This window comes from Burkholderia sp. Ax-1720 (assembly GCF_011753035.1).
Taxonomy (GTDB): Bacteria; Pseudomonadota; Gammaproteobacteria; order Burkholderiales; family Burkholderiaceae; genus Burkholderia; species Burkholderia gladioli.
Window position 1 is genome coordinate 1 of sequence record NZ_VWWK01000158.1, and the last position, 16,381, is coordinate 16,381.

General features: G+C 69.6%; 18 protein-coding genes and 1 pseudogene. 9 read left to right on the top strand and 10 right to left on the bottom strand.

Going from position 1 to position 16,381, the window contains the following annotated elements; translation table 11 throughout:
* Positions 1–515: 515 nt before the first annotated feature.
* The 4 genes from F3J18_RS29145 (at position 516) to F3J18_RS29160 (ending at position 5,277) form a co-directional block, all read left to right on the top strand.
* Positions 516–1,487 (top strand): LysR family transcriptional regulator, encoded by a 972-nt coding sequence (locus F3J18_RS29145; protein ID WP_025101921.1) that lies wholly within the window; start codon positions 516–518, stop codon positions 1,485–1,487.
* 350 nt (positions 1,488–1,837) lie between these two features.
* Positions 1,838–2,500: a 5,6-dimethylbenzimidazole synthase gene (gene bluB, locus F3J18_RS29150; RefSeq protein WP_166915612.1), complete on the top strand. Its 663-nt coding sequence runs from the start codon at positions 1,838–1,840 to the stop codon at positions 2,498–2,500.
* A 195-nt stretch (positions 2,501–2,695) separates the two neighbouring features.
* Entirely contained in the window at positions 2,696–3,865 is a 1,170-nt protein-coding gene (locus tag F3J18_RS29155; protein WP_017921032.1) for an MFS transporter, read from the top strand.
* 239 nt (positions 3,866–4,104) lie between these two features.
* Positions 4,105–5,277: an MFS transporter gene (locus F3J18_RS29160; protein ID WP_013696795.1), complete on the top strand. Its 1,173-nt coding sequence runs from the start codon at positions 4,105–4,107 to the stop codon at positions 5,275–5,277.
* A gap of 126 nt (positions 5,278–5,403) precedes the next feature.
* On the opposite strand, the gene F3J18_RS29165 is transcribed toward F3J18_RS29160, so the two are convergent.
* Positions 5,404–6,774 (bottom strand): MFS transporter, encoded by a 1,371-nt coding sequence (locus F3J18_RS29165; protein ID WP_166915614.1) that lies wholly within the window; start codon positions 6,772–6,774, stop codon positions 5,404–5,406.
* 342 nt (positions 6,775–7,116) lie between these two features.
* On the opposite strand from F3J18_RS29165, the gene F3J18_RS29170 reads away from it, so the two are divergent.
* A complete protein-coding gene (locus tag F3J18_RS29170; RefSeq protein ID WP_025101886.1) occupies positions 7,117–7,923 on the top strand; it encodes an EAL domain-containing protein in 807 nt (268 codons plus the stop codon).
* Between the two features lie 56 nt (positions 7,924–7,979).
* Here the strand turns inward: F3J18_RS29170 and F3J18_RS29175 are convergent, their stop codons facing one another.
* Positions 7,980–8,771: an IclR family transcriptional regulator gene (locus F3J18_RS29175; RefSeq protein ID WP_166915615.1), complete on the bottom strand. Its 792-nt coding sequence runs from the start codon at positions 8,769–8,771 to the stop codon at positions 7,980–7,982.
* Between the two features lie 76 nt (positions 8,772–8,847).
* Between F3J18_RS29175 and F3J18_RS29180 the strand changes: the two genes are divergently transcribed.
* A complete protein-coding gene (locus F3J18_RS29180; protein WP_025101888.1) occupies positions 8,848–10,035 on the top strand; it encodes an acyl-CoA dehydrogenase in 1,188 nt (395 codons plus the stop codon).
* An 83-nt stretch (positions 10,036–10,118) separates the two neighbouring features.
* Here F3J18_RS29180 and F3J18_RS29185 read toward each other — a convergent pair whose 3' ends face one another.
* On the bottom strand, positions 10,119–10,757 hold the full coding sequence (locus tag F3J18_RS29185; protein WP_013696790.1) for a peroxiredoxin: 639 nt from the start codon (positions 10,755–10,757) through the stop codon (positions 10,119–10,121).
* A 327-nt stretch (positions 10,758–11,084) separates the two neighbouring features.
* On the opposite strand from F3J18_RS29185, the gene F3J18_RS29190 reads away from it, so the two are divergent.
* The 3 genes from F3J18_RS29190 (at position 11,085) to F3J18_RS29200 (ending at position 12,422) form a co-directional block, all read left to right on the top strand.
* The gene (locus F3J18_RS29190; RefSeq protein WP_013696789.1) at positions 11,085–11,387 is read left to right on the top strand and encodes a YqjD family protein; all 303 of its coding nucleotides are present in this window, start codon (positions 11,085–11,087) and stop codon (positions 11,385–11,387) included.
* Positions 11,388–11,496: 109 nt separating this feature from the next.
* Positions 11,497–11,886 carry a phage holin family protein gene (locus F3J18_RS29195; RefSeq protein ID WP_025101889.1) on the top strand — a complete coding sequence of 130 codons (390 nt, stop codon included), beginning with the start codon at positions 11,497–11,499 and terminating at the stop codon, positions 11,884–11,886.
* A gap of 44 nt (positions 11,887–11,930) precedes the next feature.
* Positions 11,931–12,422 (top strand): DUF3318 domain-containing protein, encoded by a 492-nt coding sequence (locus F3J18_RS29200; RefSeq protein ID WP_124093758.1) that lies wholly within the window; start codon positions 11,931–11,933, stop codon positions 12,420–12,422.
* A gap of 92 nt (positions 12,423–12,514) precedes the next feature.
* Here the strand turns inward: F3J18_RS29200 and F3J18_RS29205 are convergent, their stop codons facing one another.
* From F3J18_RS29205 to glyA, 7 genes and pseudogenes are all read right to left on the bottom strand, one after another.
* On the bottom strand, positions 12,515–13,012 hold the full coding sequence (locus F3J18_RS29205) for a type IV pilin protein (RefSeq protein WP_345891778.1): 498 nt from the start codon (positions 13,010–13,012) through the stop codon (positions 12,515–12,517).
* Positions 13,009–13,620 carry a hypothetical protein gene (locus tag F3J18_RS29210; protein ID WP_240154746.1) on the bottom strand — a complete coding sequence of 204 codons (612 nt, stop codon included), beginning with the start codon at positions 13,618–13,620 and terminating at the stop codon, positions 13,009–13,011. Before F3J18_RS29210 ends, F3J18_RS29205 begins: the two co-directional genes overlap by 4 nt.
* Positions 13,617–14,417, bottom strand: coding sequence for a PilW family protein (locus F3J18_RS29215; protein ID WP_166915617.1), 801 nt, complete (start codon positions 14,415–14,417; stop codon positions 13,617–13,619). The genes F3J18_RS29210 and F3J18_RS29215 overlap by 4 nt, the downstream gene beginning before the upstream one ends.
* Complete coding sequence (locus tag F3J18_RS29220; RefSeq protein WP_152554561.1) at positions 14,414–14,821, bottom strand: hypothetical protein; 408 nt, start codon at positions 14,819–14,821, stop codon at positions 14,414–14,416. Before F3J18_RS29220 ends, F3J18_RS29215 begins: the two co-directional genes overlap by 4 nt.
* A gap of 2 nt (positions 14,822–14,823) precedes the next feature.
* Entirely contained in the window at positions 14,824–15,375 is a 552-nt protein-coding gene (locus F3J18_RS29225; RefSeq protein ID WP_166915619.1) for a GspH/FimT family pseudopilin, read from the bottom strand.
* A gap of 161 nt (positions 15,376–15,536) precedes the next feature.
* On the bottom strand, positions 15,537–16,016 hold the full coding sequence (gene nrdR / locus F3J18_RS29230; RefSeq protein WP_013696781.1) for a transcriptional regulator NrdR: 480 nt from the start codon (positions 16,014–16,016) through the stop codon (positions 15,537–15,539).
* Between the two features lie 6 nt (positions 16,017–16,022).
* A pseudogene (gene glyA, locus F3J18_RS29235) lies at positions 16,023–16,381 on the bottom strand (serine hydroxymethyltransferase); the annotation flags it as partial.

A 16,381-nucleotide genomic window follows, 5' to 3' on the forward strand; every position in this document is an offset into this window, starting at 1 on the left:
CGCGCCGAACCGGGCCGATCGGCCGGCAGCCCCGCCGCGCGCGGCTCGGCGCGCCCCGCGCTGGTGCGTTCGCGCGCCAAGGTACCGATTCCCGATTATCGAAATGGGTGCCGACTCATTTATTTACCCGGCGCCATCGATCCGCGAAGGACCCCGCTTGATTCTTTTGCGTGCCACCTCATTCGGAATTGCGCATCCTCGACATTCGCGGCATCACAAAAATCCAAAATTCTCCAAGCCCCCTCAAAATCCCTGGAATTTCCCGCAACAGCCCGCCAGACAAGGCGATAAAGCACTCATTCGGATTCCGAAACCGCGTTTCACTTCATCAAACCTGTTAAAAATACAGGCTAAATCTTCTCATTAATCGGTTGACTGGGTTCCCGATTTTATTGAACAATTTACCGCGCCGTGGGTATTACATAATTCCGACCCGAAGCTGATCCGACAGCGTTCGACGGGTGCTCGCAACACGGCAATTACACAAGCAAAATCATCGAACGGGCCGACAAGCTATGAACCAGATACAAACCATGAGGGTGTTCGTCTGCGTCGCCGAACTGCAGAGTTTCCGGCAGGCCGCGCGCAAGCTCGGCGTGTCGAACGCACTCGTCACGCGGTCGATTGCGATGCTGGAAACGCATCTGAACACTCGCCTGATCCATCGCACCACGCGCAACCTGTCGCTGACCGAGGCGGGTACCCGCTATCTCGACGGTTGCCGCGCCCTGCTCGAGGAATTCGATCATCTCGAGGCCTCGGTCGCGCATACCATCCGCGAGCCGGTCGGCACCTTGCGGATCGTGGTGTCGGGCTCGCTGTCGCCGCAGCGGCTCACGCCGCTGGTCGACGGCTTCCGCCGCCAGTACCCCAAGGTGCGCGTGCAACTGACCGTCGCCGACGGCCCGATCGACGGGCTCGACACCTCCTACGACGCGGCCATCATCGCCGGGCGCAAGATCGAGGACGGCGCGGCGCTGGTCAGCCACGCGCTCGCCCCCGATCCGTTCGTCGCGGTCGCCTCGCCGGCCTACATCGAGCAGCGCGGCGAGCCGCATCGCCCGGACGAGCTCGCGCGCCACGCCGCGGTCACGCTGCCGCTCGACTCGCACGGCTTCGCCTGGCGCTTCGTCGACGCGGGCCGCTTCGCGCACCTGGTCACGCTGCAGCCGGCCTACACCATCAACGACGCCTGGCTGGTGCGCGCCGCCGTGATGGCCGGCTCCGGCATCGCGATCCTGCCCGAGAGCTTCGTGGCCGACGCGATCTCGCGCGGCGAGCTGGTTCGCCTGCTGGCCGACTACCGGATCGACGATACCGACGCGCAGCTCGCGGTGGTCTATCCGAACCGCCAGTTCGTGCCGGCGCGCACGCGCAGCTTCGTCGAGCACGCGCTCTACCATTTCGGCGCGCGCTCGAACGGCCGCTACGGCTACGTGCACGACGCGATCGGCGAGCGCAGCGAGGTGGCCACCGGCCTGCAGTGATCGCGTGCGAGGACGGCCGGCGCCCGCGCGCCGTCACCGTCCTCGCTTCCCCAGGATGCGGCCAATAGCCGCAATCGGGGCCGCCGTCCCGCCGTCCGCCATCCGCGGACGACCCGGTGGCGGCCCCGATCGGCGCGGATCGACAGGTCCGCGCCCTGCGGCGGCCGGGTATTCCGGCCGCCGCTTCCAGCGCCCGCGCGCCGCCGCGACGGCGCCCTGCCATCCCCCCCGTCGATGGAACCGTTCCCCGCCCGCCGACGCGGCCGCGGCCGCGGCCGCGGCGAGGGTCTGCTATCGTTGCGGGCTTCGGTCGCCGCCCCCCGGCGCCCCGCAGCCTGCGTCCCTTTCCCATGCGTTTCGACGATTCCTCGATCGCCGCCGTCTATCGCGCGATCTTCGAGCGGCGCGACATGCGCCACTTCACCGCCGAGCCGGTCGATCCGGCCGTGCTCGCGCGCCTGGTCCGCGCCGCGCACCATGCCCCGAGCGTCGGCTTCATGCAGCCCTGGCGCTTCATCCGCGTGACCGAGCCCGCGCTGCGCGAGCGCATCCACGCGATCGTCGAGGCCGAGCGCCGCGCCACCGCCGCGGCGCTCGGCGAACGCCAGGACGAATTCATGCGCCTGAAGGTGGAGGGCATTCGCGAATGCGGCGAGATCCTGGTGGTCGCGCTCGGCGACGATCGCGAACGCCATGTGTTCGGGCGCCGCACCCTGCCGGAGATGGACCTCGCCTCGGCGGCCTGCGCGATCCAGAACATGTGGCTGGCCGCGCGCGCCGAGGGGCTCGGCATGGGCTGGGTCTCGCTGTTCGACGTCGAGGCGCTGCGCAGCCTGCTGGGCATGCCCGAGGGCGCCAAGCCGATCGCCGTGCTCTGCCTGGGCCACGTCGACGCGTTCTATGCGCGCCCGATGCTCGAGGAGACACGCTGGGCCGAACGGCTGCCGCTCGAGGACTGCCTCTACGAAAACGGCTGGAACCCGCCGCCCGGGCCCGCCAAGCCGCAGCCCTGAGCGCCCCGTGGCGCGCCGCGGCCTGCCGTTCGATCCCGGCTGCGCGGCGCCGGCGCGTCGCCCGCAAGCAACAAGTAATCGGGCCCCATTCATTGGGGTTTTTACTGAGATAGAATCGCGCCTATCCCTGCCCGGCCGCCCGTGCGCCGCATCCCGCGACGCCCCGACCCGGCCCGTTTCCCCCGGACTTCCCCGATGCCGCTGCCCCTATTCGCCCTCGCCATCGCCGCGTTTGGTATCGGTACCACCGAATTCGTGATCATGGGGCTGCTGCCCGACGTGGCGCGCGATCTCGCCGTCTCGATCCCGGCTGCCGGCCTGCTGGTTTCCGGTTATGCGCTGGGCGTGACGATCGGGGCGCCGATCCTCGCCGTCGTCACCGCGAAAATGCCGCGCCGCCAGGCCCTGCTCGGCCTGATCGGGGTGTTCATCGCCGGCAACCTGCTGTGCGCGATCGCTCCCGGCTACGGCCTGCTGATGGCCGCCCGCGTGGTGACCGCGTTCTGCCACGGCGCCTTCTTCGGGATCGGCTCGGTGGTGGCCAGCAGCCTGGTGGCGCCCAACCGCCGCGCGCAGGCGATCGCGCTGATGTTCACCGGCCTGACCCTGGCCAACGTGCTGGGCGTGCCGCTGGGCACCGCGCTCGGCCAGGCCTTCGGCTGGCGCTCGACGTTCTGGGCGGTGACCGGCATCGGCGTGCTGGCGGCCGGCGCGCTCGCGCTGTGCCTGCCCCGGCAACTGGAGATGCCGCAGACCAGCATCGCGCGCGAATTCCGCGTGATGCGCAATCCGCAGGTGCTGATGGTGCTCGGCATCAGCGTGCTGGCCTCGGCCAGCCTGTTCTCGGTGTTCACCTACATCACGCCGATCCTCGAGGAGGTCACGCATTTCACGCCGCACGAGGTCACCCTGGTGCTGCTGCTGTTCGGCCTGGGCCTGACGGTGGGCGGCACGCTAGGCGGCAAGCTCGCCGACTGGCGCCGGATGCCCTCGCTGATCGCCTCGCTGGCGCTGATCGGGCTGGTGCAGGTGGTGTTCGCCGGCACCATGCACCTGCCGATCCCGCTGCTGGTGACGATCTTCCTGTGGGGCGTGCTGGCCTTCGCGATCGTGCCGATCGCGCAGATCCTGATCGTCGACCGCGCGATCGAGGCGCCCAACCTGGCCTCCACGCTGAACCAGGGCGCCTTCAACCTCGGCAATGCCACCGGCGCCTGGCTCGGCGGCATGGCGATCGGCGCGGGCGTGCCGCTCACGCAACTGCCCTGGGTCGGCGTCGCGATGGCGGTGGGCGCGCTGGCGCTGACGCTGTGGTCGGCTTCGCTGGAACGGCGACCGTTCGCGGGCCCCTCGACGCTGGCCTGAGCTTTAAGGCGGCTCGCTGGCGCGGGCCTGACGCGCGCCGCGCGCGTCGAGCGCCAAGCCGCATCGATTCGATTGCCTTCTCGCGCGCATCAATTTCGATCGATGCGCACCGATTCCATCCCGACCGCGTCAGCTCGCGCCGTGCCCCGCCCGGCGCGCCGCGCCTCTCCATCGTTCCTCCATCCGGCCTCCACGCCCGTCATGGCCCCGAACCGGGGCCCGGTGTAGCATCTCGGCCGATGAAAACGATCCTCACCCGCGATTTCCTGGCCCTGATCCTCAGCGTCGCCGTGGTCGGCCTCGGCACCGGCGCCACCCTGCCGCTGACCGCGCTGGCGCTCACCGAGGCCGGCCACGGCACCGGCGTGGTCGGCATGCTGACGGCCGCGCAGGCCGGCGGGGGCCTCGCGATCGTGCCGTTCGTGACCTGGCTCACGCGCCGCTACGGCGCGCGCGAGTCGATCGTGGTGTCGGTGCTGGTGGTGGCCGCGGCCACCGCCGCGATGCAGGTGCTGGACAACCTGGTGGTCTGGGCGGTGCTGCGCGCCTTGTGCGGCGCGGCCTTGATGCTGTTGTTCACGATCGGCGAGGCCTGGGTCAACGAGCTCGCCGACGACGCCACGCGCGGCCGCGTGGTGGCGATCTACGCCACCAACTTCACGCTGTTCCAGATGGCCGGGCCGGTGCTGGTGAGCCAGGTCGCCGAGCTGCACGGCACGCGCTTCGCGCTGTGCGGCGCGCTGTTCCTGCTGGCCCTGCCGACGCTGGCCGCGATCCGCCGGCCGCCCGGCTCGGGCGGCCCGCATCACGAGGAGAGCCACGATCACTGGCGCCGCGTGCTGCCGCTGATGCCGGCCCTGATCGTCGGCACTGCCTTCTTCGCGCTGTTCGACACCCTGGCCCTGTCGCTGCTGCCGATCTACGCGATCGAGCGCGGCGTGGCGGCCGGCGTGGCCGTGCTGCTGGCCTCGATCACCCTGCTCGGCGACACCACCATGCAGTTCCCGATCGGCTGGCTCGCCGACCGGCTCGGCCGCGCCCGCGTGCACCTGGGCGCCGGCATCGTGGTCACCCTGCTGCTGCCGCTGCTGCCCTTCGTGATCACCGATCCCTGGCTGTGCTGGCCGCTGCTGTTCGTGATCGGCGCGGCGGCCGGCAGCACCTACACGCTGTCGATCGTGGCCTGCGGCGAGCGCTTTCGCGGCGCCGCGCTGGTCACCGCCAGCTCGATGGTGTCGGCCTCGTGGAGCGCGGCGAGCTTCGGCGGCCCGATCCTGGCCGGCTCGCTGATGAATGCCTGGGGCAGCGATGCGCTGGTCGGCGTGATGGTGGCCGCCTCGCTGGCCTTCGTGCTGGCCGCGCTGTGGGAGCGCCGGCGCGTGCCGGAAGGCGGCGTGCGCGGCGAGGCCTGAGCAGCCGGCGGGCGGGGCTTGCCGGCTCGTGCGCCGCCATCGAACCCCGCTCCGTTTCCTTTCCCTGAACGTGGCCCGGCAAGCGCCCAGGCCCGACTCGGTCCGACCAGGGCGCCGGGGCGCGTCTCAGGCGGCCCGGCGCGCGGCGCCGTCACGCCCGCGCGTGGCCGCGCCGAGCCCCAGCACGAACAACGCCGAGGCCAGCACCGGCAGCGCCGCGGCATGGAACAGCGCCTCGTTGCTCCAGTTCAGCGCGATCAGCTGCCCGCCCACCAGCGGCCCGAGCACCGAGCCGATGCGGCCGATACCGAGGCTCCAGCCGATCCCGGTCGAGCGCAGCGCCGTCGGGTAGTACTGGCCGGCCAGCGCGTTGACGGCCGGTTGCCCGCCCACCACGCAGAAGCCCCCGGCGAACACGGCCAGCAGCAGCCACGGCAGCGAGGCCGCCGCCAGCCCGATCGCGCCCACCGAGGCCGCCGCGCAGACGAAGCAGACGAACAGCACGCGCACGAATCCGTAGCGCTCGATGAAGCTGCCCAGCAACAGCGTGCCGATCACGCCGCCGGTCTGCAGCGCGGTGCCGACGATCACGGCCATCGAGGCGGAATAGCCGGCCTCGCGCATCACGGTCGGCAGCCAGTTCGACAGGAAGTACAGATCGATCAGGTTCATGAAGCTGATCGACCACAACAGCAGGGTGACGGGCAGGCGCCCGGCGCGGAACAGCTCGGCCACCGGCGCGCCCTCGGCGCCGGCCTCGCGCACCACCAGGCGCGTGTCGGCGTCGATCGGCAGCGCCGGCGCGAAGGCCGCCAGCCAGGCGCGAGCGCGCTCGAGGCGCCCCTTCAGCACCAGGAACTGCAGCGACTCGGGCAGCCAGGCGAGCATCGCCAGCGCCAGCAGCAAGGGCACCGCCCCGCCGACGTAGAACACCGCGCGCCAGCCGAAGGCCGGGATCAGCGCGGCGCTGAGAAAGCCGCCCAGCGCCGCGCCGAGCGTGAAGCCGCAGGACACGAACATCATGCGCCGCACGCGCCGCGCCGGCGGGCTGAACTCGCCGACCAGCGCCATCGCGTTCGGCATGATGCAGCCCAGGCCGAGCCCGGTGACGAAGCGCAGCGCGATCAGCGCGGGAATGGTCGAGACCAGCGGCGTGGCCAGCATGCTCAGCGCGAAGAACAGAGTCGCGCCGATCAGCACCGGCCGCCGGCCGATCCGGTCGGCCAGCACCGACAAGCCAAGCGCGCCGAGCAGCATGCCGAACAGGCTGGCGCTGAACACCGGCCCGAGCGAGGCCTTGGCCACGCCCCATTCGGCGATCACGCTGGGCGCGACGTAGCCCATCGCCTGCGCGTCGAAGCCGTCGATCACCAGGCAGGCGCCGCACAGCACCAGCAGCATCGCGTGAAAGGCGGGCCGGTGCGTCTCGTCGAGCACGCGCTCGACCTCGAGCACCGCCGCGCCGGCCTCGGCCGGGCTTGCCTGCGGCGCGCTCATCGCGTGCTCCCTGAAACGATGTTTCGGAGATAGTGCGGCGGCGGGAGGATCGGGATCGGGGACAGGAATGGCATCGAGGGCGGCTCCGGTTCGGCGACGGGCGCACCACGGCCCGGCGGCGGCTCGTGGGCGCGCGCAAGGCGGGATAAGAAGAAGGTGCCGGCGCGTCGAGCGTTACGAATAGTAAAACCAATTATGGATATCGTAATCGCCGTATACCCTGAGTCGCCGATCCGGGCCGATATCCATATGAGCAAAACGGTGAAACGCGTATCGTGCCCGCTGCTACTATGCTTGAGGTAATCCGGCTGCACGACGGCCGTTCGCCCACCCGACGAATCCATGATCCCGCCCACCATCCCCGAACTGGTCGACCGAGCCGGCAAGCTGCCCTATCTGCGCGAGCATATCGCCCTGGCCGCGGAGGGCGAGCTGGCCGTGGCGCGCCTGCACGAGCTGACGCTCGGCAGTGCCTATCAACCGATCTACGACGTGACGATGCCGGGCGCGCCGCAATCCTCCTCGCTGGCCGACGCGATCGAACGCTACGGCGACGAACTCGGCTTCCAGGCGGTGCTGCGCGCGGACGGCGCGCCCTTCGACCCGTTCGAGGCGCTCACCGACGATCCGACGCTGGTAGCGGTGGACCGGCTCTCGCGGGCGCTGCACGCGATCAACTTCTTCGGCGCGCAGCGCCACGGGCTGCTGTTCCTGCGCGTGCACGAGCGGCTGCTCAAGAGCGTCAAGTACGATCACGGCAAGCATTTTTCCTCGGTGCTGCGCCACTTCGGCCTGAGCCCCGAGCGCATCGTGATCGAGCTGCCGGCCGCCGCGGTCGCGCACAAGACCTTCCTCGGCTACCTGACCAAGAGCTACCAGCATCACGGCTTCAAGGTCGCCGACAAGCTGCCGGATCCGGGCCGCATCCTGGCCGTCGAATCGGAGATGGCCAGCCCCGACTACATCAAGATGGATGCCGCGATCGCCTTGCGCGACGGCATGGTCAAGGCCCTGGTGGGTTACGCGCAGCGCGTGAAGATCCCGATCATCTTCGACCAGGTGGCCGACGAGACGCAGTTCTCGCTGCTGCGCCAGTACGACGTGCGGCTCATGCAGGGCCCGGTGTTCGCGCAGCCAGCCCACGTTTGACTTGAGCGACGCCGCGGCGGGCGCACCGCCCGCGCCGAGATGAACATCGGCCGGCCTCAGCCCGGCTCGCCCAGCCTTTGCGCGAGCGCGCGCAGCTTCGGGCCGATGCGCCTGCGAAACACCTCCTCCCCCATCGACGACGCCGGCCCGCTGCAACTGAGGATCAGCCAGCGCCGCTCGCGCGGTTCGCGGTAAGGCACGGCCACCGCGTTGACGTCGTCGTGCCAGTCGCGGAACGAATAACAGCAGCCCTCGCTCGCGTAGTCGGCCAGCGCGCGCTCGGCCGCGGCCACGCGCGCGGCCGCCGCGCGCGCCGGCTTCACGCCGCGCCGCAGCTCCGCGAACAAGGCCTCGCGCTGCTCGGCCGGCTGCACCGCCAGGTAGGCGCGCCCCATCGAGCTGGTCAGCATCGACAGGCGCGAGCCGGGCGCGAGACCCAGCGTGAGCGCGGTCTCGCTGCGGATCGTCTCCAGGTAGATCATGTCGAGGCCGTCGCGGCAGCCGAGCGAGACGGCCGCGCCGATCTCGCGCGCCAGCGCCTGCATGTGCGGCCGCGCCAGATCGAGCGCGCCGCTGCCCGCCAGCAGCGCGTGACCGAGCGACAGCACGCCGGCGTCGAGCGCGTACTTGCCGAGCGCCTCGTCCAAGCGCAGGTAGCCGAGCACGCTGAGCGTGTAGGCGAGGCGGTTCACGGTCGCCTTCGGCAGGCCGGTGCGCTCGACGAAATCGCGATTGCCGAGCAGGGTCTCGCCGGGACGGAAGGCCCGCAGCAGGTCCAGGCCGCGCGCCAGCGCGGTGACGAAGCGGCGCTCGTCGTAGGTGGTGGGATCGGGACGGGAAGGATGCATACGATGCTACACTGGACGCCAATTTGCAAAACATTGTTCCGCACAGCGGAACCTCAGTCAAGCAAGGAGAAGACTCATGGGCGCTGCCGCCTTCCATTGGGATGACCCGCTGCTGCTCGACCAGCAGCTCGCCGACGACGAACGGATGGTGCGCGACGCCGCGCAAGCCTATGCGCAGGGCAAGCTCGCGCCGCGCGTGACCGAGGCCTTCCGCCACGAGCGCACCGACGCGACGATCTTCCGCGAGATGGGCGAGATCGGCCTGCTGGGCCCGACCATTCCCGAGCAATACGGCGGCCCGGGCCTCAACTACGTCAGCTACGGGCTGATCGCGCGCGAGGTCGAGCGCATCGATTCGGGTTATCGCTCGATGATGTCGGTGCAGTCCTCGCTGGTGATGGTGCCGATCTTCGAATTCGGCTCCGAGGCGCAGAAGCAGAAATACCTGCCGAAGCTGGCCAGCGGCGAGTGGATCGGCTGCTTCGGCCTGACCGAGCCGAATCACGGCTCGGACCCGGGCAGCATGGTGACGCGCGCGAAGAAGGTGGCGGGCGGTTACGCACTGTCGGGCGCGAAGATGTGGATCACCAATTCGCCGATCGCCGACGTGTTCGTGGTCTGGGCCAAGCTCGACGAGGACGGTAAGGACACGATCCGCGGCTTCATCCTCGAGAAGGGCTGGAAGGGCCTGTCGGCGCCGGCGATCCACGGCAAGGTCGGCTTGCGCGCCTCGATCACCGGCGAGATCGTGCTCGACGAGGTGTTCGTGCCCGAGGAGAACCTGCTGCCGGAGGTGAGCGGCCTGCGCGGGCCCTTCACCTGCCTGAATTCGGCGCGCTACGGCATCGCCTGGGGGGCGCTGGGCGCCGCCGAATCCTGCTGGCACACCGCGCGCCAGTACGTGCTCGATCGTCAGCAGTTCGGCCGGCCGCTGGCGGCCAACCAGCTGATCCAGAAGAAGCTCGCCGACATGCAGACCGAAATCACGCTCGGGCTGCAGGGCGTGCTGCGCCTGGGCCGCATGAAGGACGAAGGCACGGCCGCGGTCGAGATCACCTCGATCATGAAGCGCAATTCCTGCGGCAAGGCGCTCGACATCGCGCGGCTCGCGCGCGACATGCTCGGCGGCAACGGCATCTCGGACGAATTCGGCGTGGCGCGCCACCTGGTCAATCTCGAGGTGGTCAACACCTATGAAGGCACGCACGATATCCACGCGCTGATCCTCGGCCGCGCGCAGACCGGCATCCAGGCCTTCTTCTGAAGGTTGGGGCGCCAATGTAAAAAGGGCATCGCGATCACTCGCGATGCCCTTTTGCATTCAGGCGCGCCGCGGCGCCCGAGCCATTACTTGTTCGGCTGCGGCGTGAGGCGCAAGTACGGACGCACGGCCTTGTAGCCCTTCGGGAAGCGCTGCTTGAGCTCTTCCTCGTCCTTCAGCGACGGCACGATCACCACGTCCTCGCCATCCTTCCAGTTGCCCGGCGTGGCGACCTTGTAGTTGTCGGTCAGTTGCAGCGAGTCGATCACGCGCAGCACTTCGTCGAAGTTGCGGCCGGTGCTGGCCGGGTAGGTGATGGTCAGGCGCACCTTCTTGTTCGGGTCGATCACGAACAGCGAGCGCACCGTGAGCGTCTCGTTCGCGTTCGGATGGATCATGTCGTACAACTGCGAGACCTTGCGATCGGCATCGGCCAGGATCGGGAAGTTCACGCTGGTCGACTGCGTGTCGTTGATGTCGCTGATCCAGCCCTTGTGCGATTCCACGCTGTCCACCGACAGGGCGATCGCCTTCACGTGGCGCTTCTCGAATTCGCCCTTGAGCTTGGCCGTCAGGCCCAGCTCGGTGGTGCACACCGGCGTGTAGTCGGCCGGGTGCGAGAACAGCACGCCCCAGCTATCGCCGAGCCATTCGTGGAACTTGATGCGGCCGAGGCTCGAATCCTGCTCGAAGTCGGGGGCGATGTCGCCAAGACGCAGACTCATGTTGCTCCTCCTGGATGGATGAACCGGTGGTGGGCACCGCGCACGGCACGCGCGCGGCCAAACCTCAAGCTTACGACAAGCGGCTGTCCGGACAACGATTATTCCGTCAGATCGTCATGAGAAATTGTCATTTTTTCCCTGCCGCTTGAAAGTTTGGGGAAACTTTTTCGTCGGCGATTCACTCCCTCCTTACAATCGCCAAGTCGTTTACCATGGCCCGGCATGCCGTCCGGCAGGCCCGGGCCGGATCCGGCGCTCCGCTCGCCAGCGGGCACGGGTTTCGCTAGGATGTCGGCTACGCGGTACCTCTGCACAAAGGGAGTTGCAATGTCGGAAGTCAACAAGGAGAAACTGATGTCGGATATCAAAACCGTTCTCGCGGATGCGGAAGACCTGCTGAAACAAGCGGCGGCCACCACCGGTGACCGTGCGTCGGAGCTTCGCGAGAAGGCGCTCTCGCGCCTGAAGCAGGCGAAGGAAAAGGCGGCCGACGTCCAGGTGGTGGTCGTCGAGAAGGGCAAGAAGGCGGTACGCGCGACCGACGACTATGTCCACGAGCATCCGTGGACCTCGATCGGCGTCGCCGCCGGCGTGGGCGTGCTGATCGGCCTGCTGATCAACCGCAAGTAAGCGTCGCCCCCGCGGCGTCCGCGAGGGGCGCCGCGTCCCGCCGCCGGGCCCGCCGGCGCACCACGCCGGCCGGCTCCGGTCACCTCCTGCACGCGCAAGCGCTCCAAACATGACAACCAATACGCCACCGCCTCATCCCGCACACGGCCCCCTGCGCCGCCTGCTCGGTTCCGTATTCGCGCTGCTGCAAACCCGGCTGGAGCTGCTCGGGATCGAACTCGCCGAGGAGAAGGAACGCCTGATCGGCGTGCTGTTCCTCGGGCTCGCCGCAATGATGCTGGCCACCATGGCCTTGATCAGCCTGACCGTGCTGATCGCGATCGCCTTCTGGGACAGCTACCGCTGGCAGTCGCTGGCCGCGATCACGGCGGTCTACGCGATCGGCGCGCTCGGCTGCGGCTTGAAGGCCCGCGCCGGCCTGCGCGAGGCGCCGAGCGTCTTCGAGGCCACCCTGCACGAGCTCGAAAAGGACCGCGAACTGTTTCGCGGCAAGCCCTGAACCCCGGGTCCCGTAACCCGCCGTACCTTTCACGCCCACGCGCCATGAACCAACCCGCATCGGACGACCTGTTCCGCCAGCCGCGCTCGCGGCGCAAGCTCAGCGCCACGCAGTACCGTGCGCTGCGCAAGGAACTGCTGATCCTGCGCTCGGACGTCGAGCGCCTCGAACTCGCCCAGGCCGGCGGCGAACTGCGCGAAGCCCTGACCCACTTCCGCTGGCTGAAGCTGCTGATGCCCGGTTTCTCGGGCGGCTCGCTCAGCAAGTCGGCGAAGGGGCTCAATGCCAGCCTCGGCTCGCTGGTCAGCCAGTATCCGCTCGTCAGCTCGCTCGCCTCGGCCGTGCTCGCCAAGCCGGTGCGCTCGCTCGTCACGCGCGGCGCCGGCCCCGCCATCAAGTGGGGGTCGATCGGCTTCGCGGTCTGGGAGGCCTACCAGATCTGGAAGGGCGCCCAGCGCGAGAAGGCCGCCGCCGAGGCGATCAGGGTGGGCGGCGCGACGACCGGCGCCAAGGCCGGCGTCGGGAAGCAGGACTAGCGCGCCGGCTGCGCGATACCTCGCGCGCTTAGCCTGTTTCGACCGCATTCGCCTCATCGCCTCATTGTCCCCGCCTGCCGCGCGCAAGCGCGTCAGCGCATCGTCCAGCACTCCGGGCGCGGCACGCCCGGGCCGCTCGCTCCCGGCGGGCGGTTACCGCGCAGGCCATCGGCACGCAGCAGATAGGTGCCGCAGGGATCGTCGCGCATCGGCCCGTTCGGCACCGGTGTCGCGCTCAGCCAATAGCCCCCGGCTGGTGCCGGCTCCGCCGAGAGCCGATAAACGGGCAGCCCCTGCTCCGGCACCGTGCCGAATTCCATCCCTTCCCCCTGCCCTGTCGTTTCGAAGCCATCGCGCTCGGCGAGATCCTGCGCGACGCGATACAACGCCGTGACCGCGCCGAGACGATGGCCACGATCGATCTGGCGCCGGTACGAAGGCACCGCGAACGCCGCGATCAGGGCCGCCACGGCCAGCGCGATCATCAATTCGATCAGGGTGAAGCCGCGCCCGCGCGACAGGCGCTCGATCGTTCCCGTACGAGATACCGGGTGCTTTGGAGCTTGCATCGCCCCCTCGTCCCCGCTCACCACGGCGCCGCCGCGACACGCCGCCAGCGTCGCGCCACCTGGCGTCCGTCCTCGAAGGCGAGCTGCAACTGCAGCCAGACCGTGGTGGCCCGCGTATTGCCGGTGCCGCGCGCGGTAAGCAGATAGGCCTGCCAGCGCGGCCGTGACGCGATCGGCCAGCGCTCGATCAGGCAGGATGGCGCGGCCGCGGCACCTGGCCAATGCGCGAACGGATGCAAGGCGGCCGGCCCTTCGAGGGCGCCTCGCTGGCGCCAGCCTTCCGGCTCGCCCGCCACCGCGAGAACCTCGCCGCCGGACGACAGCGAGGCCCGCGTCGGCTCGGCGGCAAACGCGACGCGCTCCGCGAGACTGCGCTCGCAGACGGCGAGCGCGGCCTCGGCCGCATGGAACGCGATGCTGCGCGATGCGAATGCCGCCACCGAACGCGCTTCCGACATCGACACCTCGAACCCCGCCGCGCTGGCCACCAGCAGGGCCGAGATCAGCACCAGCACACCGGGCAGCGCCGCCCCGGACGCGCATTCGCGCCGCGCGCCGGCGCGCCCCTTCCGGAGCTTCAGGACGGAGCGACCGGGACTCGAATGCGCGGCGCATGTGTATGTCGTCATCCGCCGCCTCCGTCCATGAAAGCCGCATTACGCACCGCCAGCCAGCGGCGCGAGATCCAGCGCGCGCGGCCGTCGTGTATCGGCTGGCTGCGGCCATCGCAATCGGTGTAACGGCGCATCCTCGAACCGACCGCGCCGCGCGCCTGCACGCAGACCTCGACGGCCTGCACCCGCTGCCACGCGTCGTCGACCAGGGACGAGGCCTCGTCCCATGCCGCGCGGCCACGCAGGCGGTAACGCACACGCAAGCGCTCGACACCCTCGACGAGCGGCTGGGCCGTGCCGCTGTGGCCGCTGCCCTCGCAATACAGCTCGGGCTCGCCGGTCACGCTGCTGGCCCGCACGAAGTAGCGATCGACCACCAGCGGCGCCGAGCCGCCGTCGCCGATGCCCTGTCCCAGACAATCGGTGACGAGCCCGCCGCTGGTCGGCCAGGTCGAGATCGTGTCGCCGACATAGCGCACCAGCAGGCCGTCGGAACTCGCGCCGGCCCCGGCACAGCCCGGCCGCAGCGCTTCGCCGGATGGACGGCCGGCGCTGCAACCGAACAATGGCGCGAACGGCACGCCGCCGCTGGCGTCGAGCGGACTGAATCCCGCCATGCGCACCGATCGGGAGATCAGCGTCAGCGCCGTGGCAGCGGCATCGCGCGCCCGCACGGCCTCGATCGAGCTGAGATGTGCCGCGCGCTGGGTCCGGTACAAGGACAGCGCCGTCGTCATCACCAGCGCGGCCAGCGCCAGCGCCACCAGTGCCTCGACCAGCGTGTGGGCGCGGCAGCGCCGCCGTCGGCTCATCGCTCGCCTCCTCCGGAGAACGCCAGCGAGATGCAGGTTCGCGGTGCGCGGACCGCCGTGGAGACAGCCTGCTCACATGTGGCGTCCTGCGGCAATGCCGTCGAGCCGCGCGACCAGCGCAGCTCGACGCGCGCCAGGCCATCGCGCGTGGTCTGCTTGAAACGCGGATCGACCAGCACGGTCGAGGCCCGCTCCCAATCGACCATCGTCGTGCCGCCGGCACCGGCCAGTTCCGCCCATGAATCCACGAAGCCGAGCGCCGTGGCGCGCGCGGCCGAATCCGCCGCGGCGGCACGCATGGCAAGCTGCGCACCGAGCACGGCGATGGTTGCGCTCGCAAGCAACAACAGAGCGATCGTGACCTCGAGCAGGGAGCTGCCTGCGCTGGCACGGGCACGCCTCATGGTTACGCTCCGCAAGGCCCGACGGACATGCGCGCTCGACCACCGGCGGCGATCCGGATGCACCGCGAGAAACGCCTGGCCTCGACATCGGCCATTGCCGCGCGCGGCGAAAATTCGAAGCGCCGGAATCCGCCCATCACCTGCCCGACCGGCGGCGTGAATACCACGTCGGCCACCGCGCCATCGACACGCACGTCCCGATCGGTGGGAATCCGGCGTAGCACCGTGCCGCCGTCGCTGAAAGCATCGAATGCCATCACCGACCATCCGCACGACCAGGCCCCGTCGCCTGCTTGCCCGCACGCGCTGCCGGCCGTGTCGCAGGGCGGCTCGCCGTCGCCCCGGCACAGCACCACGCGCACGCCGCGCGTGAGCGCCTCGATGCGCGCGGCGGCCAGTGCCGCCAGCATCGACGCGGCCCGCGCCTCGACACGATCGCGCTGCCGCCAGGCCACGAACGACGGCACGGCATAGGCGGCCACGATTGCGATCAGCGCGACCGCCACCATCGATTCGATCAGCGTGACGCCCGCCATTCCTTGTGCCCTGCCCATCGTCTGCTCCCGTGCATCACCGTGATGCGAGGACTGTAGCGAGACGAACGCGAGCGCGCCATTGGCCGAACGGCCGAATGGCGCGCGTCGACACCGCCGGTGACAATCGTCACGACGGAATCGAGTTCAGGAGGTCGGTAATGAAGCGGGGAAGCGTGGGATCAGCGTTTGCGGACCGGCTTCGGGGGAACGGCGCGGCGAAATTCCTCGATCACGTCGGCGAATTCGGAGACATCCTCGAAGCGCCGGTAAACCGAGGCGAAGCGCACATAGGCGATGGTATCGAGCTCGCGCAGCTCGTTCATCACGAGCTCGCCGAGCTTTTCGCTGCGCACCTCGCGCTCGCCGGTGGCGAGCAGCTGGTACTCGATGCGAGCGACCGCCGCGTCGATCGCGTCCGCTGCAACGGGCCGCTTGCGCAGCGCCAGTTGCATGCTCGCGACGATCTTGCGACGGTCGAATTCGGTGCGGCTGCCGTCCTTCTTGACCACCGCCGGCAAGGCCAGCTCGACCCGCTCGTACGTCGTGAAACGCTTGTCGCAGGCCGAGCAGCGGCGGCGCCGACGAATCGCGGCGCCGTCCTCGGACACGCGGGAATCCACTACCTGCGTGTCGTCATGCCGGCAGAACGGGCAGCGCATGGTCGATCAGCGATAGACCGGGAAGCGCTTGGTCAGCTCGGCCACCTGGCCGCGCACGCGCTCGATGGTGGCCGCGTCTTCCGGCGCATCCAGCACGTCGGCGATCAGGTTGCCGACGATCTCCGCTTCCTTCGCGCCAAAGCCGCGCGTGGTCATCGCCGGCGAACCCAGGCGAATGCCCGAGGTCACGAACGGCTTCTCAGGATCGTTCGGGATCGCGTTCTTGTTCACCGTGATGTGCGCCGCGCCCAGCGCCGCTTCCGCCGCCTTGCCCGTGATCTTCTTGGCCTGCAGGTCCACCAGCATCACGTGGCTTTCCGTGCGGCCCGACACGATGCGCAGCCCGCGCTTGACCAGCGTCTCCG